This window comes from Comamonas sp. CMM02 (assembly GCF_014851485.1).
GTDB lineage: Bacteria > Pseudomonadota > Gammaproteobacteria > Burkholderiales > Burkholderiaceae_C > Comamonas > Comamonas avium.
Genome location: NZ_JACUZW010000002.1, coordinates 49,224 through 71,862 on the forward strand (window position 1 = coordinate 49,224; position 22,639 = coordinate 71,862).

At 56.2% G+C, this 22,639-nt stretch carries 23 protein-coding genes and 2 tRNA genes; 16 read left to right on the plus strand and 9 right to left on the minus strand.

Going from position 1 to position 22,639, the window contains the following annotated elements; all coding sequences use genetic code 11:
• Positions 1–256 precede the first annotated feature (256 nt).
• The 3 genes from IB213_RS05370 to pdxA all read left to right on the plus strand — a co-directional run bounded on the left by IB213_RS05370 (position 257) and on the right by pdxA (position 3,532).
• Positions 257–1,585 (plus strand): MFS transporter, encoded by a 1,329-nt coding sequence (locus tag IB213_RS05370; protein WP_192405666.1) that lies wholly within the window; start codon positions 257–259, stop codon positions 1,583–1,585.
• Positions 1,586–1,684: 99 nt separating this feature from the next.
• A complete protein-coding gene (locus tag IB213_RS05375) occupies positions 1,685–2,434 on the plus strand; it encodes a Nif3-like dinuclear metal center hexameric protein (protein WP_192405667.1) in 750 nt (249 codons plus the stop codon).
• Positions 2,435–2,482: 48 nt separating this feature from the next.
• The gene (gene pdxA / locus IB213_RS05380; protein ID WP_192405668.1) at positions 2,483–3,532 is read left to right on the plus strand and encodes a 4-hydroxythreonine-4-phosphate dehydrogenase PdxA; all 1,050 of its coding nucleotides are present in this window, start codon (positions 2,483–2,485) and stop codon (positions 3,530–3,532) included.
• A gap of 77 nt (positions 3,533–3,609) precedes the next feature.
• On the opposite strand, the gene mscL is transcribed toward pdxA, so the two are convergent.
• On the minus strand, positions 3,610–4,038 hold the full coding sequence (gene mscL, locus IB213_RS05385) for a large conductance mechanosensitive channel protein MscL (RefSeq protein WP_191724149.1): 429 nt from the start codon (positions 4,036–4,038) through the stop codon (positions 3,610–3,612).
• Between the two features lie 147 nt (positions 4,039–4,185).
• Here mscL and petA point away from each other — a divergent pair, with 147 nt between their 5' ends.
• From petA to IB213_RS05420, 7 genes are all read left to right on the plus strand, one after another.
• The gene (petA, locus tag IB213_RS05390; RefSeq protein ID WP_191724148.1) at positions 4,186–4,782 is read left to right on the plus strand and encodes a ubiquinol-cytochrome c reductase iron-sulfur subunit; all 597 of its coding nucleotides are present in this window, start codon (positions 4,186–4,188) and stop codon (positions 4,780–4,782) included.
• Positions 4,783–4,797: 15 nt separating this feature from the next.
• Positions 4,798–6,213, plus strand: coding sequence for a cytochrome bc complex cytochrome b subunit (locus IB213_RS05395; RefSeq protein ID WP_191724147.1), 1,416 nt, complete (start codon positions 4,798–4,800; stop codon positions 6,211–6,213).
• Positions 6,214–6,230: 17 nt separating this feature from the next.
• Entirely contained in the window at positions 6,231–6,989 is a 759-nt protein-coding gene (locus IB213_RS05400) for a cytochrome c1 (protein ID WP_191724146.1), read from the plus strand.
• Between the two features lie 107 nt (positions 6,990–7,096).
• Entirely contained in the window at positions 7,097–7,708 is a 612-nt protein-coding gene (locus tag IB213_RS05405) for a glutathione S-transferase N-terminal domain-containing protein (protein ID WP_054067369.1), read from the plus strand.
• A 49-nt stretch (positions 7,709–7,757) separates the two neighbouring features.
• Positions 7,758–8,297, plus strand: coding sequence for a ClpXP protease specificity-enhancing factor (locus tag IB213_RS05410; protein ID WP_192405669.1), 540 nt, complete (start codon positions 7,758–7,760; stop codon positions 8,295–8,297).
• Positions 8,298–8,346: 49 nt separating this feature from the next.
• A tRNA-Thr gene (locus tag IB213_RS05415) sits at positions 8,347–8,422 on the plus strand.
• A gap of 65 nt (positions 8,423–8,487) precedes the next feature.
• Positions 8,488–8,563, plus strand: a tRNA-Thr gene (locus IB213_RS05420).
• A gap of 61 nt (positions 8,564–8,624) precedes the next feature.
• On the opposite strand, the gene IB213_RS05425 is transcribed toward IB213_RS05420, so the two are convergent.
• On the minus strand, positions 8,625–8,936 hold the full coding sequence (locus tag IB213_RS05425; protein WP_192405670.1) for a hypothetical protein: 312 nt from the start codon (positions 8,934–8,936) through the stop codon (positions 8,625–8,627).
• A gap of 232 nt (positions 8,937–9,168) precedes the next feature.
• Here IB213_RS05425 and secA point away from each other — a divergent pair, with 232 nt between their 5' ends.
• From secA to IB213_RS05445, 4 genes are all read left to right on the plus strand, one after another.
• Complete coding sequence (gene secA, locus IB213_RS05430; RefSeq protein WP_192405671.1) at positions 9,169–11,892, plus strand: preprotein translocase subunit SecA; 2,724 nt, start codon at positions 9,169–9,171, stop codon at positions 11,890–11,892.
• A gap of 127 nt (positions 11,893–12,019) precedes the next feature.
• Positions 12,020–13,249, plus strand: a complete 1,230-nt coding sequence (gene argJ / locus IB213_RS05435) for a bifunctional glutamate N-acetyltransferase/amino-acid acetyltransferase ArgJ (protein WP_191724142.1) — start codon at positions 12,020–12,022, stop codon at positions 13,247–13,249.
• 293 nt (positions 13,250–13,542) lie between these two features.
• Positions 13,543–14,475, plus strand: coding sequence for an ATP-binding protein (locus IB213_RS05440; RefSeq protein WP_192406066.1), 933 nt, complete (start codon positions 13,543–13,545; stop codon positions 14,473–14,475).
• 18 nt (positions 14,476–14,493) lie between these two features.
• The gene (locus IB213_RS05445; RefSeq protein WP_192405672.1) at positions 14,494–14,979 is read left to right on the plus strand and encodes an NUDIX domain-containing protein; all 486 of its coding nucleotides are present in this window, start codon (positions 14,494–14,496) and stop codon (positions 14,977–14,979) included.
• Positions 14,980–15,053: 74 nt separating this feature from the next.
• Here IB213_RS05445 and IB213_RS05450 read toward each other — a convergent pair whose 3' ends face one another.
• The 7 genes from IB213_RS05450 to IB213_RS05480 form a co-directional block, all read right to left on the minus strand.
• On the minus strand, positions 15,054–15,263 hold the full coding sequence (locus tag IB213_RS05450) for a DNA gyrase inhibitor YacG (RefSeq protein WP_191724140.1): 210 nt from the start codon (positions 15,261–15,263) through the stop codon (positions 15,054–15,056).
• Between the two features lie 27 nt (positions 15,264–15,290).
• Positions 15,291–16,046: a cell division protein ZapD gene (zapD, locus tag IB213_RS05455; RefSeq protein WP_191724139.1), complete on the minus strand. Its 756-nt coding sequence runs from the start codon at positions 16,044–16,046 to the stop codon at positions 15,291–15,293.
• A gap of 94 nt (positions 16,047–16,140) precedes the next feature.
• On the minus strand, positions 16,141–16,749 hold the full coding sequence (gene coaE, locus IB213_RS05460; RefSeq protein WP_191724138.1) for a dephospho-CoA kinase: 609 nt from the start codon (positions 16,747–16,749) through the stop codon (positions 16,141–16,143).
• Positions 16,750–16,751: 2 nt separating this feature from the next.
• A complete protein-coding gene (locus tag IB213_RS05465; protein WP_192405673.1) occupies positions 16,752–17,621 on the minus strand; it encodes an A24 family peptidase in 870 nt (289 codons plus the stop codon).
• The gene (locus tag IB213_RS05470; RefSeq protein ID WP_192405674.1) at positions 17,621–18,844 is read right to left on the minus strand and encodes a type II secretion system F family protein; all 1,224 of its coding nucleotides are present in this window, start codon (positions 18,842–18,844) and stop codon (positions 17,621–17,623) included. Before IB213_RS05470 ends, IB213_RS05465 begins: the two co-directional genes overlap by 1 nt.
• Before the next feature lie 69 nt (positions 18,845–18,913).
• Complete coding sequence (gene pilB / locus IB213_RS05475) at positions 18,914–20,647, minus strand: type IV-A pilus assembly ATPase PilB (RefSeq protein ID WP_192405675.1); 1,734 nt, start codon at positions 20,645–20,647, stop codon at positions 18,914–18,916.
• 149 nt (positions 20,648–20,796) lie between these two features.
• Positions 20,797–21,726 carry a polyprenyl synthetase family protein gene (locus tag IB213_RS05480; RefSeq protein WP_191724278.1) on the minus strand — a complete coding sequence of 310 codons (930 nt, stop codon included), beginning with the start codon at positions 21,724–21,726 and terminating at the stop codon, positions 20,797–20,799.
• A 210-nt stretch (positions 21,727–21,936) separates the two neighbouring features.
• On the opposite strand from IB213_RS05480, the gene rplU reads away from it, so the two are divergent.
• Together rplU and rpmA are read left to right on the plus strand one after the other, a co-directional pair.
• Complete coding sequence (rplU, locus tag IB213_RS05485; RefSeq protein ID WP_174862979.1) at positions 21,937–22,248, plus strand: 50S ribosomal protein L21; 312 nt, start codon at positions 21,937–21,939, stop codon at positions 22,246–22,248.
• A gap of 18 nt (positions 22,249–22,266) precedes the next feature.
• Positions 22,267–22,527, plus strand: a complete 261-nt coding sequence (gene rpmA / locus IB213_RS05490; RefSeq protein ID WP_191724134.1) for a 50S ribosomal protein L27 — start codon at positions 22,267–22,269, stop codon at positions 22,525–22,527.
• Positions 22,528–22,639 lie beyond the last annotated feature (112 nt).

Below are 22,639 nucleotides of genomic sequence, written 5' to 3' on the forward strand. Positions count from 1 at the left end.
TGGGTTGCATCTATTTCGCGAAACCACATCGTGGTTTGCGATGTTTAGTCAAAACCCTGTCAGTACAAACCCTAGAATGTTTTCCCGACTGCGCCACACTGTGTTCTCTCTTGACCTCGCTCACCCGCGCAGGTTCAGCAATGCAAAGGCTTCATCACCGTGAAGTCCTGAAGAACAGTCCAGTCTTGCCCTGACGCATCTATCCGTTGCCATGGCTCTCGCGCTGTCTGACCTTTTGAACCGGAAAGACAACCCCATGAGTAAGCATCCGAATGCACAAGCCCACCAAGTGGCGGGCGGTGCACACCATCGTCCTCTCAACCGCGAGGACTACAAGACTCTGAGCCTGTCTGCCTTGGGCGGCACACTGGAGTTTTACGATTTCGTCGTGTTCGTGTTCTTTCAGAACGTGATCGGCGCGCTATTTTTTCCAGCTGACATGCCCGAGTGGATGCGCCAGCTACAAACGCTGGGCATTTTTGCCGCCGGCTATCTGGCGCGTCCTCTGGGCGGCATCATCATTGCCCACTACGGCGACAAGATTGGCCGCAAGAAAATGTTCACGCTGTCCATCTTTTTGATGGCCGTGCCCACGCTGGTCATTGGTCTGCTGCCTACATACGTCAGCATTGGTATTGCAGCGCCGCTGCTGCTGCTGCTGATGCGCGTGCTGCAAGGTGCTGCCATTGGTGGCGAGATGCCAGGTGCCTGGGTGTTTGTGGCTGAGCACTCGCCAGCCAAGAACTACGGCCTTGCCATTGGTACGCTGACGTCGGGCATTACCGGCGGTATTTTCCTGGGCTCCATCTTTGGCGTCTGGCTCAATAGCACCTATACACAGGCTGAAATCCACGACTGGGCCTGGCGCATGCCGTTCATCGTGGGTGGTGTACTGGGCCTGGTTTCTGTGTATCTGCGCAAGTTTCTGCATGAGACACCGCTGTTTCAGGACATGCAAAAACGCAAGGCTGCCGATGTGGAAATGCCCATCAAGACCATCTGGCGTGAGCACAAGCAAGCTTGCTGGCTGGTGGCGCTGATGACCTGGGTGCTGTCCACCGCCGTGGTGGTGGTGGTGCTGATGACGCCGTCCTACCTGCAAAAGGTATTTCACATCGCCCCAGCGGCTGCCATGATGGCCAATGCCGTGGCCACCGTAACGCTGACCATTGGCTGCGTGTTCTGGGGCTGGCTGAACGACAAGATTGGCACCAAGTGGACCATGGTGCTGGGCTGGGGCGGCATGACGGCTTCTGCCTACTTCTTTTACCTGAACCTGCCCGGCGAAGATACTTTGGTGCTGCGCTATGCGCTGGTGGGCTTCTTTGTTGGCTCTATCTCGCTGCTGCCCATTGTCGGTGTGCGCGCCTTCCCTGTGGCCGTGCGCTTTACGGGCTTGTCCTTTGCCTACAACATGGCTTACGCCGTGTTCGGTGGCCTGACTCCCATGCTGGTGTCGGTGTGGCAGCAGGCCGATGTGATGGCACCGGCCCACTATGTGGCCGCCATGGGTGTGCTGGGTGCTTCCATCGGCTTTTTCTGGCCCATGGCATCGCGTGGCTGGCAGCCCAAAGTCAGGAAGTAAACAGGCCTCTGGTCTGGTCCTCGATTTCAAGGGCAGCTTCGGCTGCCTTTTTTGTGCCTGTGCGCGTTGTGGGTGTGATGGCTTGGCACAATCGAGCCCATGATCCAGCGCCAAGACCTCCTCGCCCATTTCGATGCCCTGCTGCAGCCTGAGCGTTTCAAAGACTACGGCCCCAATGGCCTGCAGGTCGAGGGCAAGACAGACATACGCCACATCGTCAGCGGTGTTACGGCCAGCAGAGCCTTGATCGAGGCCGCCATTGCCGATGGGGCTGACGCTATTTTTGTCCACCACGGGCTGTTTTGGCGTGGCATGGATGGACGTATTACCGGCTGGATGAAAGAACGCATCCGCCTGTTGCTGGCGCATGACATCAGTCTGTTTGCCTACCACCTGCCGCTGGATGCGCACCCTGAGCTGGGCAATAACGCCCAGCTGGGCGCTCGGCTGGGCGTGCAATGCGATGGCACTTTTGGTGATCAGGCTCTGGGCATGCTGGGCCATGTCAGCTTCGCCAACTCCGATGCACTGGCTGCACACGTTCAGGCAGTGCTGGGCCGGCCCGTCACTTGTGTGAGTGGTGCGCCCAGCCAGCCTATCAGGCGTCTGGCGTGGTGCACGGGTGGGGCCCAGGGCTTTTATGAAAGTGCCTTGGCCGCTGGCGCTGATGCGTTTGTCACCGGCGAGATTTCGGAACCACAGGCCCATCTGGCCCGTGAAACAGGCAGTACTTTTATTGCTGCAGGTCATCACGCCACAGAGCGTTATGGCGCACCTGCTGTGGCAGCGCATGCAGCGCAGCAGCTGGGTGTGTCACATCGTTTCATTGAAATTGATAATCCGGCTTAAGTTTGATAGCTGCTGGCGGTTACTGCATAAGCTTTGGAGGCCGGTTACATGAAAAATAGAAAAGCCATCGCCATTACACAAGGCGACTCAGCGGGCATTGGGCCCGAGATCATCGCCAAAGCATTTCGTGATCAGCCAGCACTGTTGCAGGGCTGCTTTGTGGCAGGTGATGTCGCAACCATGCGTCGTGGTGCCCGCGCCATCTTGCAAGCAGGAGACGGTCATTTGCCTGTGGCGGTCATTGCCTCGCCTGAGGAGGCATGGCAGGTGCCACCGCGCTGCATGCCTGTGCTGCAGGTGCCTGATATGCCTGCACCAGTAACCTGGGGGGCCGTGAGTGCAGAGGCTGGCCGGGGTGCGGCATTGAGCGTGCAATGGGCCACGCGCGCGGCACTGCATGGTGATATTGCGGCCCTGGTGACGGCGCCGCTGCACAAAGAAGCTTTGCACGCCGCTGGGGTGCGCTTTCCGGGCCATACCGAGTTGCTGCAAGCCGAGGCAGCACAGCATGCGAGGGTCAGCCTGGAGGCCATGCCAGTGCGCATGATGCTGGCCAACAATGAGTTGCGCACCGTGCTGGTGAGCATTCATGTCTCGCTACGGCAGGCGATTGAGGCCGTGACGTATGACAACATCTTGCAGACACTGCGCATCACCCATGCGGCTTTGCAGCGCATGCTGGGCCGTGTACCGCGCATCGCAGTGGCAGGCCTGAATCCGCACGCCGGGGAGGGCGGATTATTTGGCAGTGAAGAGCGCACCACCATTGCCCCCGCTGTGGCTGCTGCACGCGGGGAGGGAATGGATGTGCAGGGACCATTTGCACCCGACACAATCTTTATGCGCGCAAGAGATGTTGACGGCCACGCTGGGGAATTCGACGTGGTGTTGGCGATGTACCACGACCAAGGGTTGATCCCGATCAAGTATTTGGGTGTTGAGGAGGGGGTGAACGTGACTTTGGGCTTGCCCCTGGTGCGCACCAGCCCTGACCATGGCACCGCTTTTGACATCGCTGGGCAAGGTATTGCCAACGCATCCAGCCTGATTGAAGCGGTGCGCATGGCATGGCGTTTGGCTGCGCCAGCCGACCATTAAAACAAAGGCCGCCCATTCATGGAGCGGCCCGGGTGGGGTGCCAGCGGTGCATCAACCGCTGGGCGAAAGGTGTTGAATCAACGGCGCAACTGGTCGCGAATTTCACGCAGCAGCAGCACCTCTTCTGTTGCGACCTCGGGTTGCGCAGGTGCTGCAGGCGCTTCACGTTTTAAGCGATTGATTTGCTTGATCATTATGAAAATGATGAAGGCCAAAATTACAAAATTCACAGCCACGGTGATGAAGTTGCCATAGGCGAAAACCGGAATTCCAGCCGTTTTCAGCGCCGCCAAAGTGCGCGGTGTGCCCTCAGGCACTGAGCCCAGAACAACAAACAAGTTCGAGAAATCCAGCTTGCCAAAGACCAGGCCGACCATTGGCATGATCAGGTCGTTGACGACGGAATCAACGATTTTCCCAAACGCCCCACCAATGATCACGCCAACGGCCAAATCCATCACATTGCCTTTGACCGCAAACTCACGAAACTCCTGCATCATGCCCATACACGTGCTCCACACATTGATTGAGATACGGCATATTGCGTGATCTAACGCAAGAAGCGTGTCAGACGCGTGCTTGGATTCCTGTTTTTCGCTCCGCTACAATTTCTCGATTGTCCTTATACCTAGCGATGTTTATCGAGGATCCCCATGAGCGAAACACCTGTCGACTCCAGCAAACGGACGTGGATCATCACGTCCGCCTGTGCTGGTGCGGTAGGCGGCGTGGCAGCCGCTGTACCCTTTGTGAGTACCTTTCAGCCTTCGGAAAAGGCCAAGGCCGCTGGGGCCGCAGTAGAGGTAGATATTTCCGCCCTGCAACCTGGCGAGAAGCTCACGGTTGAATGGCGCGGCAAGCCCGTGTGGATCATTCGTCGCACCAAAGAGCAGCTCGACGATCTGGCAACCCTGGACTCGCAACTGGCTGACCCGGACTCCAAGCGCAACCCTGACGAGTTCACTCCTGTTTACGCCCGCAACACCTGGCGCTCGATCAAGGAAGAGGTTCTGGTCTGCGTAGGTATCTGCACCCACTTGGGTTGCTCGCCTGTCGATAAGTTCCACACCGGTGCTCAGCCTTCGCTGCCCGCCGACTGGAAGGGCGGCTTCCTGTGCCCTTGCCACGGTTCAACCTTTGACATGGCTGGTCGCGTGTTCAAGAACAAGCCCGCTCCAGACAACCTGGAAGTGCCACCCCACATGTACCTGTCAGAGACCCAACTCCTGATCGGTGAAGACAAGGCTTGAGGGAGTTAACACAACATGGCCCACGAATTCAAAGAACTCGACCCGAATGCCTCCACCGGCGCCAAGGTGACGAACTGGTTTGAAAACCGGTTTCCATCGGCATTTGCTGGCTACAAGCAGCACATGTCGGAGTACTACGCTCCTAAAAACTTCAACTTCTGGTACATCTTCGGCTCGCTGGCGCTGCTGGTGCTGGTGATCCAGATCGTGACCGGTATTTTTCTGGTCATGCACTACAAGCCAGATGCTGAAAAGGCATTCGCTTCTGTGGAATACATCATGCGTGATGTGCCCTGGGGCTGGCTGATTCGCTACATGCACTCCACAGGCGCTTCGGCCTTCTTTGTGGTGGTGTATTTGCACATGTTCCGTGGCCTTTTGTACGGTTCCTATCGCAAGCCGCGTGAGCTGGTCTGGATCTTTGGCTGTGCCATCTTCCTGGCGCTGATGGCCGAAGCCTTCATGGGCTATCTGCTGCCATGGGGCCAGATGTCGTACTGGGGTGCGCAGGTGATTGTTAACCTGTTTGCAGCCATTCCCTTCGTGGGGCCCGATCTGGCGCTGCTGATTCGTGGTGACTACGTGGTGGGAGATGCAACGCTCAACCGCTTCTTCAGCTTCCACGTGATTGCCGTGCCGCTGGTGCTGCTGGGCTTGGTGGTTGCGCACTTGCTGGCGCTGCACGATGTGGGTTCGAACAATCCTGATGGCGTGGAAATCAAGGCCCCTGGCGCGCCCAAGGATGCCAAGGGTAACCCGCTGGATGGCATTCCCTTCCACCCTTACTACACGGTGCACGACATCTTTGGCGTGGGTGTGTTCCTGTTCCTGTTCTCGGCGGTGGTGTTCTTTGCGCCTGAGTTCGGTGGCTACTTCTTGGAATACAACAACTTTATTCCTGCTGATCCGCTCAAGACGCCTGCGCACATTGCACCCGTCTGGTATTTCACGCCGTTCTATTCGATGCTGCGTGCGATCACCACGGAGATGATGTACGTGCTGGTTGCCTGCGTGGGCTTGGCTGCCGTGTTTGCGGTGTTCAAAACCAAGATGGCTGGCTTGTTCAAGCTGGTGATCGCAGGTGCTGCGGTTGTCGTCGTGGCCTTGATGCTGGGTATTGATGCCAAGTTCTGGGGTGTGGTGGTCATGGGTGGTGCGGTGGTGATCTTGTTTGGCCTGCCATGGTTTGACCTGAGCCCTGTGAAGTCCATACGCTACCGTCCTAGCTGGCATAAATACCTGTATGCCGTGTTTGTGGTGAACTTCCTGATCTTGGGCTACCTGGGTGTGCAGCCTCCATCGCCCATCGGCGAGCGCGTTTCGCAAGTTGGCACTTTGTTCTACTTCGGCTTCTTCTTGTTGATGCCTTGGTGGAGCCAGCTGGGCACACCTAAGCCTGTGCCTGATCGCGTGACTTTCAAGCCCCACTGAGCTAGGAGACAAGAACAATGAAAAAACTAATCCTCACGCTGGTGACAGCGCTCGGCCTGGCTGGTGGCGCACTCGCTGCGGGCGGCGGCTTGGTGCCGCTGGACAAGGCACCGGTTGATACCACCAACCAAGCGTCATTGCAAAACGGTGCCAAACTGTTTGTGAACTACTGCCTGGGATGCCACTCTGCTGCATTCATGCGCTTTAACCGATTGACAGACATCGGTCTGAGCGAGCAAGAGATCAAGAGCAACCTGTTGTTCACTACCGACAAGGTAGGAGACACGATGGTGGCCGCGATTGATCCCAAGCAGGCGACCAACTGGTTTGGTGCCAATCCACCTGATTTGACGGTGATTGCCCGTTCACGTGCAGGTGCAGGGGGCTCTGGTGCAGATTACCTCTACACTTTCCTGCGTACGTTCTACCGCGATGAAACCAAAGCCACAGGTTGGAACAATCTGGTGTTCCCTTCGGTGGGTATGCCACACGTGCTGTGGCAGTTGCAGGGCGAGCGCCGTGCAATCTTGGAAAATGTCGAGGTTCATGGGCAAAACACCCAAGTGTTTAAGGGCTGGGAAACCATCTCTCAAGGCACAATGAGCACACAAGAGTACGATCAGACAGTTGGTGATTTGGTCAACTTCCTGCAATGGATGGGGGAGCCAGCCCAAAATACCCGTATTCGCGTCGGTGTTGGCGTCTTGATTTTCCTGGGCATCTTTATTTTGATCGCCTGGCGATTGAATGCCGCCTTCTGGAAAGACGTCAAATAAATAGACAGCCTGTTGCCACTTTGCACCTGGGTGCAAAGCGGTCTGGTCTTGGTGGAGTGGGCGCTTTTTGAGCGTCCCACTCTTTTTGATTTTTAGGAGCTTCCGCCATGATGGTGCTTTATTCGGGAACGACTTGCCCTTATTCCCACCGTTGCCGCTTTGTGCTGTTCGAAAAGGGAATGGATTTCGAAATCCGTGACGTGGACTTGTACAACAAGCCCGAAGAGATCGCGGCCATGAATCCCTATGGCCAAGTGCCGATCTTGGTCGAACGTGATTTGATCCTGTATGAGTCGAACATCATCAATGAGTACATTGATGAGCGCTTTCCTCATCCTCAGTTGATGCCCGGTGACCCTGTCGATCGCGCACGCGTGCGTCTGTTTTTGCTGAACTTCGAAAAAGAATTGTTCGTGCACGTGAACACGCTGGAGCAGCGCAACGTCAAGGGCAATGAGAAGGAAGTTGAGAAGGCGCGTCAGCACATCCGTGACCGCCTGACGCAACTGGCACCGGTGTTCTTGAAGAACAAGTACATGCTGGGCGAGGGTTTCTCGATGCTGGACGTGGCGATTGCACCTTTGCTGTGGCGTCTGGATTACTACGGCATTGAGCTGAGCAAAAATGCTGCGCCCTTGCTGAAGTACGCTGAGCGCATTTTCTCGCGTCCTGCCTACATTGAAGCGCTGACGCCTTCTGAGAAGGTGATGCGCAAGTAATTGCGTGAGTGCCTGAGTCTTCTGTTTTTGCTGTCGCTGGAATTTGTACATGAACGAGCCCACCACCACTTCAACGCGGCCGTATTTGATTCGCGCCCTCCATGAATGGTGTACGGACAATGGTCTGACGCCTTATCTGGCTGTGAAGGTCGATCGTTCAGTGCAAGTTCCTCGCGAATTTGTCAAGGATGGCGAGATTGTGCTGAACGTGGGCTATGACGCCACAGGCAATCTGCAGCTGGGCAATGAATACATTGAATTCAAGGCCCGGTTTGGTGGAAAACCGCGTGAAATCATGGTGCCTGTTGAGCGTGTGCAGGCGATCTATGCGCGTGAATCGGGGCAGGGCATGTCTTTCCCCGTGGTGGACGACCTGTTGTCTGAGCTTTCTGATGCTGCGACAGATCTTGGCCTGAGTGACGCTGCGGAGGATGGGTTGTCTGAAGTGCCAGCACAGGACGAAGAGCGCGCGTCTCAGGTCATGCAGCTGGTCACTTCGACGACCAAAATTTCTGAGTCTGGCGATGATCAGCCACGGCCACCAAGCCCGGGTGGCGGCGGTCGACCCGCTTTTAAGCGCGTGAAATAATCAGATTTCGTTTTTTGACTGCGAAACTTGTATTAGAATCGCGGTCTTCGCCGGTTTAGCTCAGTTGGTAGAGCACCCGCCTTGTAAGCGGTAGGTCGTCAGTTCGAATCCGACAACCGGCACCAATTTTGGTGCTTCTTTTTTTGTTGCATCTTGTCCCTTCAGCAGCCTCTGGCCTGCGAAGCGGATCGCCGGTTTAGCTCAGTTGGTAGAGCACCCGCCTTGTAAGCGGTAGGTCGTCAGTTCGAATCCGACAACCGGCACCATCCCCCCCCCTGAATTTTCTAGAGCTTTTAATTTATTTTGAATGAATTAGAGCGGGCTTTGTCATGGCGAAGTGCTGAGTACCTTGAGCTGAATGCGCGCCACATCCCATCCTTTTGTGCGCAAATGTGCTTCAAAGCTGGGTAGCAGGTAGCGCACTTTGCTGGCGGCCGCGTTGTTCTTGATGATCAAGCACCAAGTACTGCCTTCAATGGGGCCTGGCTGCACGCTGTGGCGCAGCCCTGGTGGGAGCAAGGGTTCAATGGCCTTCATGCGCGCATTGGCTTCGCGTGCTTGGCTGACCAGCAACGATAACGCAGGCGAAGACTGTGCTGCTTGTTCCAGCGAGATGGCTAAATGGCGGCGCCGTTGCATGATTTTTGAGCTCTGAGTGAATGGCTCATTATCAGCGCACCCTGTTGCTTGTGTGCTTGCAGGGGCAGGCTGCTAGTGCCAAAGCGCAAGCGGCAGTTAGAATCAATTTTTGGCTTCCAGCGGTCTAGGCTCTTGTTTTGCTGCTGAGTGAGCCCATCTGCATGGCAACTCTACATTAGGGATTTGGCCGCTTTCGGTGCTGTACCGGCATCGTGGAGCGGCTTCCGTTCGCATGGTCAACTTTCTTACCAAACTTTTCGGCAGCCGCAACGATCGGCTTCTCAAGCAGTACCGCAAGACGGTGGCTCAAATCAATGCGATGGAGCCAGAGCTGGAAAAGCTCGATGACCAGGCGTTGAGGGCAAAGACCCAAGAGTTCAAGGAACGTGTGTCCAAGGGGGAGTCGCTGGACGACTTGTTGCCAGAGGCCTTTGCCGTGGTGCGTGAAGCTTCCAAGCGCGTTCTGAAGATGCGTCACTTTGACGTACAGCTGATGGGTGGTATCTCGCTGCACCAAGGCAAGATTTCGGAAATGCGTACGGGCGAAGGCAAGACGCTGACCTCTACGCTGCCTGTGTACCTGAATGCGCTGACAGGCCAAGGTGTGCATGTGGTGACCGTGAATGACTACCTGGCCAGCCGCGACGCAGAAACCATGCGCCCGCTGTACAACTTCCTGGGTCTGGCTGTTGGGGTGAACCTGCCCCAGGCACCACGCGATGAAAAGCAGCTGGCGTATCTGGCCGACATTACATACGGCACCAACAACGAGTACGGGTTTGACTATCTGCGCGACAACATGGTGTATGACGCAGCAGACCGCGTGCAGCGTGGCCTGAACTTTGCCATTGTTGACGAGGTGGACTCGATCTTGATTGACGAGGCGCGCACGCCTTTGATCATTTCTGGCCAGGCTGACGACAACACGGCCATGTACCAGACCATCAATCAACTGGCCCCTCAACTGGTGCGACAAGAAGGCGAGGCTGACCCTCGTACCGGCGAAGGCGTCACCAAGCCCGGCGACTTTACGGTGGACGAAAAGAGTCACCAGGTCTTTCTGACGGAAGATGGGCATGAAAAGGCCGAGCAGATTCTGTCTGCCGCTGGCTTGCTGCCCGAAGGTGCGTCGCTGTACGACCCCTCGAACATTGCGCTGGTGCACCATTTGTATGCGGCATTGCGCGCCCACCACATCTATCACCGTGACCAGCATTACGTGGTGCAAAACGGTGAGGTGGTGATCGTGGATGAGTTCACGGGCCGTTTGATGTCAGGCCGCCGCTGGAGCGATGGCCTGCACCAGGCGGTAGAAGCCAAGGAAGGTGTCGCCATTCAGGCGGAGAACCAGACCATGGCTTCGATCACTTTCCAAAACTATTTCCGTCTGTACAACAAGCTGTCGGGCATGACGGGTACGGCGGATACGGAAGCGTTTGAATTCCAGAGCATTTATGGCCTGGAAACGGTGGTGATTCCGCCCAACAAGCCCAGCAAGCGTGAAGACCAGCTGGATCGTGTCTACAAGACCACGCAAGAAAAATACAACGCAGCCATTGAAGATATCCGCGAATGCTACGAGCGTGGTCAGCCAGTGCTGGTGGGTACAACGTCGATCGAGAACTCGGAAATCATCGACCAGATGCTGACCAAGGTGGGCTTGCCCCACCAGGTGCTGAACGCCAAGCAGCACGCCAAGGAAGCGGACATCATTGCGCAGGCAGGCCGCAAGGGCATGATCACCATTGCCACCAACATGGCTGGCCGTGGTACCGACATTGTGCTGGGCGGCAATATCAGCAAGCAGGAAGCGGCGATTGCTGCAGATGCCACACTGGATGATGCGGCCAAGCAACAGCAGCTGGATGAGCTGCATGCCCAGTGGCAAAAAGATCACGATGAAGTGAAGGCTCTGGGTGGCTTGCGCATCATTGCAACCGAGCGCCATGAGTCACGCCGTATTGACAACCAGCTGCGTGGTCGTTCTGGCCGCCAGGGTGATCCAGGTTCTTCGCGTTTTTACCTGAGCCTGGACGACCAGTTGATGCGCATTTTTGCGGGTGACCGCGTGCGCGCCATCATGGACCGCCTGAAGATGCCTGAGGGCGAAGCGATTGAAGCGGGCATCGTGACCCGTTCGATTGAATCGGCGCAGCGCAAGGTGGAAGCGCGTAACTTTGACATGCGCAAGCAACTGCTGGAATACGACGATGTGTCGAACGACCAGCGCAAGGTGATCTACCAGCAGCGCAATGAAATTCTGGACACTGCAGACTTGGTCGACATGATCAACATCATGCGCGAAGACTGCGTGGCCGACATGGTGCGCCAGTATGTGCCTGCCGAATCCATGGAAGAGCAGTGGAACCTGCCTGCGCTGGAAAAGGCGCTGGCCGAATGGAATGTGCATGTCGATTTGCAGGCCATGGTCAAGGATTCAGACAGCATCACCGATGAAGAAATTCTCGAAACCTGCGTGAAGGCTGCCAACGACGTCTACCAAAGCAAGCTCGATCAGGTGGGCTCTGAGCAGTTCATGAACTTCCAGCGCGCTGTGCTGCTGCAAAGCTTTGACACCAACTGGCGCGACCATCTGGCGGCTCTGGACTATTTGCGCCAGGGCATTCACCTGCGTGGATTTGCCCAAAAGCAACCTAAGCAGGAGTACAAGCGCGAAGCGTTTGAGCTGTTCCGCCAGCTGATTGATTCGGTGAAGAATGAAGTCACGCGCGTGCTGCTGACAGTGCGCATCCAGCAGCCTGAGCAGCTAGATGAGGTGGCACAGAGCATTGAACACCACGCCGAAAGTGCGCAGAGTGCCTTGCAATATGCCAGCGCGGATGGTGACAAGTCCGACAGCTTTGAGCTGCCAGCCGGCACACGCGTGGGTCGCAATGACCCCTGCCCCTGCGGCAGTGGCAATAAGTTCAAGAACTGCCACGGCAAGCTGGCCTGAGATGTATCGCGTGGCGGGTAACACCGCCATACACAAAGAACACGGGCGCAGGCCCGTGTTTTTCGTTGTGCGCCGTGGTTTGTCTCCATAATTGCCGTCTAACTGTTTCTCTGTAGGAAGCCCTGCAATGCCTGTGAATTTGCCTGTTCCCGTCGCCGCAAACCTGTTTCCAGTCGCCGGTGTGCGCATTGGTGTGACCGAAGCCGGTGTGCGCAAAGCCAACCGCAAAGACTTGAGCGTGTTCTTGCTCGACGAAGGTGCCACAGTGGCGGGTGTGTTTACGCAAAATCGTTTTTGTGCTGCACCGGTGCAGGTCAGCCGTGAGCATCTGGCCGCTGGCCAGGGCATTCGTGCCATGGTGATCAACACCGGCAATGCCAATGCCGGTACGGGGGCTGCCGGCCTGGCCAATGCCCGTGCTACCTGCGCTGCGCTGGCCAAGGAGCTGGGCCTGAAGGCCGAGCAAATTCTGCCGTTTTCCACGGGTGTCATCATGGAAGAGCTGCCAGTGCAGCGCATTGTTGCGGGCCTGCCTGCAGCCATTGCCAACGCCAAGGCCGACAACTGGGCGGTGGCAGCAGAGGGCATCATGACCACCGACACGCAGCCCAAGGCCTACAGCCGCCAGGTGCAGGTGGGTGGCAAGACCGTGACGGTCACGGGTATCAGCAAGGGTGCGGGCATGATTCGCCCCAACATGGCCACCATGCTGGGCTATGTGGCCACCGATGCCGCGATTGCGCCTGCGTTGCTGCAAAGCCTGGTCAAGGAGCTGGCCGATGGCTCTTTCAACCGCGTGACGATTGATGGCGATACGTCGACCAACGACTCGTTCGTACTGGTGGCTACGCACCAGGCGGGCAATGCACAGATTACCGCTTGGGACAGCGCAGACGCCCAGGCGCTGAAGGCAGCGCTGCTGGAGGTTTCACGCCTGCTGGCGCAAGCCATTGTGCGTGACGGTGAAGGTGCCACCAAGTTCATCACCGTGCAAATTGATGGCGGCAAGACCGAAGCGGAATGCCGCCTGGCCGCCTATGCGATTGCGCATTCGCCCTTGGTCAAGACGGCGTTCTTTGCCTCGGACCCCAATCTGGGCCGCATTCTGGCTGCCGTGGGCTACGCAGGCATCGATGACCTGGACCAAAGCAAGATTGACCTGCATCTGGACGATGTGCATGTGGTGGTGGATGGCGGGCGCAATCCTTCTTACAAGGAAGAAGACGGCCAGCGCGTGATGAAGCAGTCTGAGATCACCGTGCGCGTGGGTCTGGGCCGTGGCACGGCCAGCCAGACCGTGTGGACGTGTGACTTCAGCCATGACTATGTGACGATCAACGCCGACTACCGCTCTTAATTGGGTGGTTGTGCATACGACCCTCGATACGTCGTTGCCGAACCTCGCCGTAGCGCTGCTACTGTCTTTGGTTCTGCGCCTCGTCTCGCTTGCCCTGCGGGCGGGGCCGTTTGCACAACCAGATGGTGGCGTGCATCAGCAAGGGGAGCCTGTAGTCAGACTTCTTTTTGGTTTTAGGAGCTAATGGCGCTTGTGTTTATTGGTTTTCAGATACTTTTCTATCTGAAGTCTTTATAAATAAAGCGCTGATAGCTATCGAAATAATGAATGGAGACAGCGCTGTGCAAGATGTGATGAACCCGTTGGAGCGTTTGGTCGAGCGTGCCGAGCAGCTCATGCAGCGCATTGAATCCGTGCTGCCCCAGGCTCTGCAAGCGCCTGCCGACTGGAGTGTGGCGATTGCCTGGCGCTACCGTAAGCGCGCCAATGGCTGTGGTGTGCTGGAGCCGGTGCGCCATGTGGGCGCAATGGAGCTGTCAGATCTGCAAAACATCGATGGCCAAAAAGACAAGATTGCGCGCAACACTGCGCAGTTTGTACAAGGCCGCACAGCCAACAATGTGCTGCTGACAGGTGCGCGCGGCACGGGCAAGTCTTCGCTGATTCGGGCCTGCTTGCATGCCTATGCCCCGCAGGGGCTGCGCCTGATTGAGGTGGACAAGGTCGATCTGACCGATCTGCCCGACATCGTGGACGTGGTTGCTGGCCGGGCTGAAAAGTTCATCATCTATTGTGATGATCTGAGCTTTGAAGAAGGCGAGCCCGGCTACAAGGCGATGAAATCCATTTTGGATGGCTCGGTCAGCGCGGCCACGCCCAATGTGCTGGTCTATGCCACCAGCAATCGCCGCCATCTGTTGCCCGAATACATGACGGACAACCTGAGCACGCAAAAGGGTGACAACGGCGAGATTCACCCCGGAGAGGTGGTGGAAGAGAAAATCTCTCTGTCTGAACGTTTTGGCCTGTGGGTGAGTTTTTACCCCTTCAGCCAGGACGAATACCTGCGTGTGGTGGCGCAGTGGCTGTCCAGCATGGGCCTATCGCCCGCAGCCATTGAGGCAGCGCGCCCTGAAGCGCTGATCTGGGCGCTCGAGCGTGGCTCGCGCAGCGGTCGTGTTGCCCAGCAGTTTGCGCGCGACTACGCCGGCCGTGACAACCACAAGCCTGCCGCAGTGCAGCCCATTGCTGATGTTGATGGTCTGGCCGATGGCGCTGAAATTTGAAGTTCAACGAGAAAACAAGTGACTGTGACTGCTGAAACGACTGCCGAGCGCAAACATACCGAAGTTGCCGTGGGCGTGCTGATTCGCCAAAGCGATGGCGCTTTACTGATCACCAGCCGCCCTGAAGGCAAACCGCGTGCGGGTTGGTGGGAGTTCCCTGGCGGCAAGCTGGAAGCCGGCGAAACCGTGGAGCAGGCCCTGCGCCGCGAGCTGCAGGAAGAGATTGGCATCACCATCGAAAACTGCATCGCCTGGCAGGTGACGGAGCATGCCTACAGCCATGCCCTTGTGCGCCTGCACTGGTGCAAGGTGACGCAATGGTCGGGTGAATTTGAAATGCGTGAAGGCCAGCAAATGGTGTGGCAGCAACTGCCACTGCAGGTGCAGCCTGTGCTGGAAGGGGCGCTGCCTGCGCTGCAGTGGCTCAGCCAAGAGCGTGGATTGCCTTTTGATGCCAGTACCTATGTAACGGCAGAGGTAAAAAGTAGAGCTGCTAACGCTTAAAAACAAAGGGTTTCAAATAGAAAACTATTTGAAACCCTTTGTTTTTATGCCTTGATAGCTATGAAATTGGCTAATTAATCTTCCGTGCGCGGGTCACCATACTGCGCATCTTGCGGTGGTGTTTGTGCAGGCACACGAAATTCTTCTGCAGCCCAGGCACCCAGATCAATGTTTTTGCAGCGCTGGCTGCAAAACGGGCGCCATGCATTGGCCGGTTCAAACACACTGGGGCCACCACAGGTGGGGCACTGAACGGTTGGGGCGTGGGAGGTGTTGTCGCTCATCGTTTGAAGTCTGACACAAGGGCGCCCTCAGGCACACAAGGTCAATTCAAAAGCCGCGTTTTCCGTGGTCGATTGCAGGCTGCCGCTTTCGTTGGGGCGCACCAGGCGCACAGACACCATCAAGCGGTTGGCACTGATTTCAGGAATCAGCCCTGAATCCGCATCTATGCGCAGACGCAGCAACTGGTAGGCCTTGCCAGCGGGCAGCGATTGTTGAAACTGTCCATTGCTGGCCGCCACTTTTTGGGGGGAGCCTGTCTCGCGCAGCAAACTGAGCAGCAGCGATAGTGCGTCGGCCAAGGGCTTGAGGCACAGCGTCCACTGCTGCAGGTCGGCCTGACGCTGCGTGGGCAGCTTGTTTTGCCAGCGGTGGTAAGCGGGCAAGTCAAAGCTGCTGGTGCCACCAGGAATGCCAATGCGGCTGCGGATGGCCATCAGCCAGTCAATCTCGGTGAGTGGCTGGCCGGTTTTTCCGGTTTGGGCGTGCAGCTGGGTGTAGCACTGGTCCAGCTGGGCAATGATGTTGTCCAGCATGTCCTGGGCAATGGCGGGATTGTTTCGCAGGCCTTCAAACAGACTTTTGTGGCGCTCCAAGTCGCGCAGCAGGTCCGACTTGAGGTCGGCACGCGCAGCCACGTCCATGATTTCAAAGATGGTTGCCAGCGCGAAATGGTGATCAACGGGTGATTCGCGCGTGACGAGTTCGAACAAACGCCGAAACAATTGTTCCAGACGCAAATACGTGCGTAGGCGTTCGTTGAAAGGGTACTCGTAAAGAATCACGCTGGCAGTATCCCGGTAGGCGCAGGCCAATAAATGGGTGTTTGCAGCCTCTGAACGCTAGGCTCGCCAAGTGTTACAGAAGCGCCAGATGCCATCATAGCTGTAACCATGCCGAAATTGATAGCACTTCTTGACGTAATGCAGCTAAATCTAGTCCATCGTTGTAGATGACGCAGTCCGCAGCAGCTCTGCGTTGCTGTCTGGAGGCCTGCGCAGCCATGATGTGCGTGACTGCCGGGCGTTCTAAATTGCTGCGCGCCATTGTTCGCAGGATTTGAGTTTCTTCCTCGCAGTCGACCACCACCACCGCATCCACTTGCTGGCGCCAGCGTCCAGATTCCACCAGCAGCGGCACGTCAAATACCAATAGCTGCGCACCACAGGCCTCGGCCTGCAGTGCCTGGCGTTCAGTCAAGCTGCTGATTAAAGGGTGAACGATGGCTTCCAGGCGCAACCGTGCTTGTGGCTCTTGAAAGATCAGATTGCGCATGAAACTGCGGTCTAGCGCGCCGTCAGCGCCCACCGCATTGTTGCCAAACTCCACCTCGATTTGTGGCATGGCCAGGCCACCGGCTGTCGTCAGACTGCGCGAAATGGCATCGGCATCGACGATGGCCGCGCCGCGCTCAGCCAGCATGCGCGCTACGGTACTTTTACCGCTGCCGATGCCACCTGTGAGACCCAAACGTTTAGCGCGGTGCATGTTCATAAGCCGAGTGCGTGCAACAGAGTGAGCAAAATATTTTCAGCACCAAAAAACATGGCGGTAAAACCTGCACCAGCCAGGAACGGCCCAAAAGGGATGTAGCCACCTTCGCGCAGATTGCTGCGCAATTTCATGGCGATACCAATGATGGCACCAATGACAGAGGCCATCAAAATGATGGGAACCAGGGCCTGCCAGCCAAACCAGGCCCCCAGAGCTGCAAACAGTTTGAAGTCTCCGTAGCCCATGCCTTCTTTGCCTGTGAGCAGCTTGAATAGCCAGTAAATACTCCACAGCGACAGGTAACCAGCGACAGCTCCCCACACAGCGCTGTTCAACGCGATGCCAGTCCACCCCAAAGCAGCAGCCACCAGGCCAGCCCAAACCAGAGGCAGGGTGATGTCGTCTGGAAGAAATGTGGTATCCCAGTCAATCAATGCCAGGGTCAGCAATGCCGCACTAAAGCCGCACCATGCCCAGCCTGCAGGGGTAAAGCCCCAGCGGGCAATACACCATGCAAACAAAGCTGCTGTAGCAATTTCGACCAGGGGATAGCGCACGCTAATGCGCTGGCTGCATTGCTTGCATTTGCCGCGCAGGAGCAGCCAGCTGAGCACTGGAATGTTTTCAAACCACCTGATGGCGTGACCGCAATGCGGGCAGCGAGAGCGTGGCCGGCTCAGCGTGATGGAAGGGGGGGCTGGGACATAGGCTGAACCTGCTTTGGCTGCGAGATGATGCGCACATTCAGCATCCCATTGCTGCTCCATGATTTGTGGCAGGCGGTGGATAACAACATTCAAAAAGCTACCGATCAGCAGGCCCAGCAGGCACGCTAGGGCGATATCACTCTGGAAGAAAAAATCCATCAAACTACTTGTCCCAATTTGAAGATCGGCAGGTACATCGACACCACAATGCCGCCAATCAGGCCGCCCAGGCAAACGATGATGATGGGCTCCATCAAGCTGGACAGGCCCGCCACCATTTCGTCCACTTCCTGTTCGTAAAAGTCGGCCGCCTTGCCCAGCATGTGATCAATAGAGCCTGATTCTTCTCCAATGGCGCACATCTGCAAGACCATGGAGGGGAAAACATTGGCGTTGCTCATGGCACCGGTCAAACTGGTTCCCGTTGACACTTCGTTTTGAATGCGCTCAGTAGCTTCGCGGTAAATCGTGTTGCCTGAGGCACCGCCCACAGAGTCAAGGGCCTCCACCAGCGGCACACCTGCTGCAAACATGGTGGAAAGCGTCCGTGTCCAGCGCGCAACACAGGATTTGTCGATCAGAGGGCCAAACACAGGTATTTTTAGCAAGATGCGGTCCATCACACGTTGCACCTTTGGACTGCGTTGCCATGCCTGCATGAAGAAATAAAAACCACCAATAATTACTCCAAAAATAAGCCACCAGTATTGGACAAAAAAATCACTGATTGCCATGACCAGTAAAGTCGGGGCAGGCAAGTCAGCGCCGAAGGAGCTGAAGACTTCCTTGAACGCCGGGATAACAAAAATCATGATGACGGCGACGACCACAAATGCAACGATGACCACGGAAATGGGGTACATCAAGGCGGATTTGATCTTGCCTTTGATTGCCTCGGTTTTCTCCATGTAAGTGGCCAGCCGGTCCATCAACGTATCCAAAATACCTGCAGCTTCACCCGCTTCAATCAGGTTGCAGTAAAGCGTATTGAAGTACAGCGGGTGTCTGCGAAATGCCACGCTGAGTGATGTGCCGGTTTCAACATCCTGGCGGATGTCATTGAGTAACTTCGTTACGCTGATATTGGGGTTGCCTCGCCCCACGATGTCGAATGATTGGAGCAACGGCACACCAGCTTTCATCATGGTGGCCATCTGGCGGGTAAACAGCGCAATGTCCCTGGGCTTGATCTTTTTGCCCGAACGCATGCTGCGTTTTTTGAGCTTGGTCATGAAGATGCCCTGGCGGCGCAGCGAAGCTTGTACTTGCGCCTCACCAGTTGCGCGCATCTCTCCGCGCAACTCTTTGCCTTGGCGGTCTTTCCCTATCCACTCGTATATGAATTCTTTGGGATTGGTTTTGCCTGTTGCTGCGTTTGCCATGCCGCTGCTCCCTCTGCTGTCAGTATTGTTGTGTTTCGATTGCACGCAGCCTATGCAGGGCTACGGTACTTATAAGTTGGTAACTGCCAGTACCTCTTCCAAGGAAGTTACGCCCAGTTTGACTTTGTCCAAACCCGATTCGCGCAAAGATTTGATACCTTCAAGTTTGGCCTGGTTGGCAATATCCAGCGCGCTTCCATCGCGCAGGATGATTTGCTGAATCTCCTCTGAGATGGGCATGACCTGGTAGATGCCGACGCGGCCTTTGTAGCCATTGTTGCAGGCGCTGCATCCAACGGCTTTGTAGGGTGTCCAGGAACCGTCGAGGTCGTGCTCTGCATAGCCCGCTTCTCGCAACGTTTCTTGTGGAACATCGTGCGGCTGTTTGCATTGAGGGCACAGCCGGCGTGCCAAGCGCTGTGCCGTGATCAAGATCACGCTAGAGGCGATGTTGAAAGGTGCAATCCCCATGTTGCGCATGCGCGTGAGTGTGGTCGGGGCGTCGTTGGTGTGCAGGGTAGATAGCACCAGGTGGCCGGTTTGGGCGGCTTTGATCGAAATGTCAGCAGTTTCCAGATCGCGGATTTCACCGACCATGATCACGTCAGGATCCTGGCGCAAGAAAGACTTGAGTGCAGCGGCAAAGGTCAGGCCCGCTTTTTCGTTGACATTGACCTGGTTGACGCCAGGCATGTTGATTTCCGATGGATCTTCGGCCGTGGAAATATTGACACCGGGTTTGTTGAGCAAGTTCAGGCAGCTGTAAAGCGAGACGGTTTTGCCCGAACCCGTGGGGCCTGTGACCAAAATCATGCCGTAAGGGCGTTCGATGGCATCCAGCAGGCGTTTCTTCTCGTCGGCCTCATAGCCCAGCGCATCAATGCCCATTTTCGCGCTATTAGGATCCAAGATGCGGATCACAATCTTTTCGCCAAACAGCGTTGGAAGCGTTGATACGCGAAAGTCAATGACGCGGTTCGCGCCGACTTTGAGCTTCATCCGGCCATCCTGAGGGATGCGTTTTTCCGAGATGTCCAGGCGCGAAATGACTTTGATGCGTGAGGCCAGTTTTTCTTTGATGGCGATCGGCGGGGCTGCAATTTCACGCAATTCCCCATCAATTCGAAAACGCACGCGGTAAGTGTGTTCGTAGGGTTCAAAGTGCAAGTCCGAGGCGCGCATATTGAATGCATCAAGCAGCATCTTGTGCAGGAACTTGACGACTGGCGCATCCTCTACTTCTGCCGCTCCGGTGTCTTTTTCTTCCGTTTCCGGGGCATCTTTGATGTCGTCAAACTGGAAATCACCGTCTGTGGTGAACGTGTCCAGTGTTTCAGAAATACTTTTAGACGATGCTTCAATGAGGCGGATGAGCTTGTCATATTCCACAATCACCCAGTCCACCCCCACCTGGGCGGAGAACTTGATTTTTTCAGAGGCCTCTTTGTCCGATGGATCTGCTGTTGCCACGATCAACCGGTTGCCCCTTTTGTGCAGCGGCAGCACCTTGTGTGTAGTGCACAGTTTTGTGTCCAGCAAATCCTTGGGCAAGCGCGTGCTGTCTACCGTATTTAAATCCAGCAAAGGGGTGCTGAAAATCAGGGAAATCTGATAGGCCAGCTCTGCCGCGGGCAAGTGTCCGCTTGCAACCAGCTGTGCAACAAAGCTGCTCTTGCTGGCAATAGCTTTGCGAGAGATATCTGCCGCAATGCTCTCAGTCAATTGACCTGCACTGACTAAGGCGCGAGCCAGGCCAGCAAGTGGAGGGGGGGCAGTAGAGGCGATGTGAGGAGCAGCGGTCATGTACCCGAGCAGGGAAAGGTTGTTCTAGTCATGATCATCTCTGATCAAAACCTAACTGTACAGATGCAAAAAGCCTGCTTGAGCAGGCTTTTTGCATCTATTTTGATGCGGCACGCATAAACAGCACGTAACTGCGCTTTAGTCAGTCATCAGGTGCGGCGCAGCAATAACTGCGAAGCCAGCTGCTGCATGGCTTGTGTGTAGGCATTTGCAGGCAATGCCTCCAGCGCTTGCATTGCGCGCACAGCTTCATCATGTGCCGCTTGGCGCGTAGCATCCAGCGCGCCTGTGCTTTTGACGATCTGCAAAATGCTCTGTAATTGATCGGTTGAGCCTTGTTCGATGGCCTCACGGATGATGCGTGCGTCTTCAGCGCTGGCGCGTTGCATGGCAATGATGAGAGGCAGGGTGCACTTGCCTTCGCGCAAGTCATCACCCAGATTTTTCCCCATTTCGTGGGCATCACCATCGTAATCCAGAACATCGTCAATGATCTGGAACGCGGTGCCCAGCGCCTGTCCATAGGTTGCGCATGCAGCTTCAACGCTGGGAGATGCCTGGGCCAGGATGGCTGCAATTTGCGTGCTGGCTTCGAACAGCTTGGCGGTCTTGGAGCGGATGACGTGCAGATACCCAGCTTCATCGAGCGAGGCATCGTGCGTATTGATCAGTTGCTGGACTTCGCCTTCGGCAATGATGTTGGTGGCATCTGAGAGCACCTGCAGGATGCGCATGTTGCCTGCTTCCACCATCATCTGAAAGGAGCGGGTATGCAGAAAGTCGCCGACCAAGACGCTGGCTGGATTGCCAAAGGACTCGTTGGCGGTTGGGCGGCCACGGCGCAGCGTGGACTCATCCACGACATCGTCGTGCAGCAGTGTGGCGGTGTGGATCAATTCCACCACAGTGGCCAGAGAGTGCTTGACGGGGTTGCTGTCGCCCAGAGCATTGCTCACCATCAGCAGCAGTGCGGGGCGCAGGCGCTTGCCGCCTGCAGCAATGATGTAGTGGGAAATCTGGCCGATCAGAGGGACGCTGGTCGTTAAGCGTTGCGCAATAACGCGGTCCATGGCCTGCATGTCGTCTGCAATCAGAGCGAGTGGATTGGGGGTGTGATTTGCTGTAGTCAAAATAATGCCGCCAAGAGAGTGGCCGATTATAAGAAGAGCTGCCGGATGTCCTAGGGGTAAATAAGGTTGTCGCGCAGGCAGGAAAAGGCGTTTGTGCGTACAATAGCCGGCTTCCGTAGAAATTCGTCTGCGGGACTCTCAGATTCGAAAGAGGTTTACATGTACGCGGTCATAAAAACCGGAGGCAAACAGTATCGTGTTGCCGCCGGCGAAAAAATCAAGGTAGAACAGATTGCTGCGGACGTAGGCCAGGAAATCGTGATCGACCAAGTTTTGGCAGTCGGCAACGGCGCTGAACTCAAGGTTGGCACACCCCTGGTGTCCGGCGCAACTGTGAAGGCAACAATTGTTGCCCACGGCAAGCACGACAAAGTGCGTATCTTCAAGCTGCGCCGTCGCAAGCACTACGCTAAATCCCAAGGCCATCGTCAGCAGTTCACCGAACTGCAAATCGTGGCGATTGCTGCTTAATTCCGAAGGAGCTAAGTCATGGCACAGAAAAAAGGCGGCGGCTCTACGCGCAACGGACGTGATTCCAAGCCAAAAATGCTGGGTGTGAAGGCTTTCGGTGGTGAACTGATCAGCGCAGGCTCGATCATTGTTCGCCAGCGTGGCACTAAGTTCCACCCCGGCACCAACGTCGGTATTGGCAAGGATCACACCTTGTTTGCTCTGGTAGAGGGCCACGTGTCTTTTGACACAAAGGGCGCTTTGTCTAAGCACACTGTCAGCATCACGCCCGCTGCCTAAGCGTCGCGTTCACTGACTCCAGTAAAGCCCCGACTTGTCGGGGCTTTACTGTTTAAGGGGTTATGCAAGCCCCGTACTGCATAGCAAGCACGTGCTTGCTTTATGCTTTGCC

Coding starts and splice junctions, on each gene's coding strand:
- IB213_RS05480 (WP_191724278.1), bottom strand. CDS start 21,726: ATGCAGGCCATGGACCGCGTTATTGCGCAACGCTTAACGACCAGCGTC.
- IB213_RS05400 (WP_191724146.1), top strand. CDS start 6,231: ATGAAAAAACTAATCCTCACGCTGGTGACAGCGCTCGGCCTGGCTGGT.
- IB213_RS05405 (WP_054067369.1), top strand. CDS start 7,097: ATGATGGTGCTTTATTCGGGAACGACTTGCCCTTATTCCCACCGTTGC.
- IB213_RS05425 (WP_192405670.1), bottom strand. CDS start 8,936: ATGCAACGGCGCCGCCATTTAGCCATCTCGCTGGAACAAGCAGCACAG.
- IB213_RS05395 (WP_191724147.1), top strand. CDS start 4,798: ATGGCCCACGAATTCAAAGAACTCGACCCGAATGCCTCCACCGGCGCC.
- secA (WP_192405671.1), top strand. CDS start 9,169: ATGGTCAACTTTCTTACCAAACTTTTCGGCAGCCGCAACGATCGGCTT.
- IB213_RS05375 (WP_192405667.1), top strand. CDS start 1,685: ATGATCCAGCGCCAAGACCTCCTCGCCCATTTCGATGCCCTGCTGCAG.
- argJ (WP_191724142.1), top strand. CDS start 12,020: ATGCCTGTGAATTTGCCTGTTCCCGTCGCCGCAAACCTGTTTCCAGTC.
- IB213_RS05370 (WP_192405666.1), top strand. CDS start 257: ATGAGTAAGCATCCGAATGCACAAGCCCACCAAGTGGCGGGCGGTGCA.
- coaE (WP_191724138.1), bottom strand. CDS start 16,749: ATGCACCGCGCTAAACGTTTGGGTCTCACAGGTGGCATCGGCAGCGGT.
- mscL (WP_191724149.1), bottom strand. CDS start 4,038: ATGGGCATGATGCAGGAGTTTCGTGAGTTTGCGGTCAAAGGCAATGTG.
- IB213_RS05410 (WP_192405669.1), top strand. CDS start 7,758: ATGAACGAGCCCACCACCACTTCAACGCGGCCGTATTTGATTCGCGCC.
- petA (WP_191724148.1), top strand. CDS start 4,186: ATGAGCGAAACACCTGTCGACTCCAGCAAACGGACGTGGATCATCACG.
- IB213_RS05440 (WP_192406066.1), top strand. CDS start 13,543: ATGAACCCGTTGGAGCGTTTGGTCGAGCGTGCCGAGCAGCTCATGCAG.
- pdxA (WP_192405668.1), top strand. CDS start 2,483: ATGAAAAATAGAAAAGCCATCGCCATTACACAAGGCGACTCAGCGGGC.
- rplU (WP_174862979.1), top strand. CDS start 21,937: ATGTACGCGGTCATAAAAACCGGAGGCAAACAGTATCGTGTTGCCGCC.
- IB213_RS05470 (WP_192405674.1), bottom strand. CDS start 18,844: ATGGCAAACGCAGCAACAGGCAAAACCAATCCCAAAGAATTCATATAC.
- IB213_RS05450 (WP_191724140.1), bottom strand. CDS start 15,263: ATGAGCGACAACACCTCCCACGCCCCAACCGTTCAGTGCCCCACCTGT.
- IB213_RS05465 (WP_192405673.1), bottom strand. CDS start 17,621: ATGGATTTTTTCTTCCAGAGTGATATCGCCCTAGCGTGCCTGCTGGGC.
- pilB (WP_192405675.1), bottom strand. CDS start 20,647: ATGACCGCTGCTCCTCACATCGCCTCTACTGCCCCCCCTCCACTTGCT.
- rpmA (WP_191724134.1), top strand. CDS start 22,267: ATGGCACAGAAAAAAGGCGGCGGCTCTACGCGCAACGGACGTGATTCC.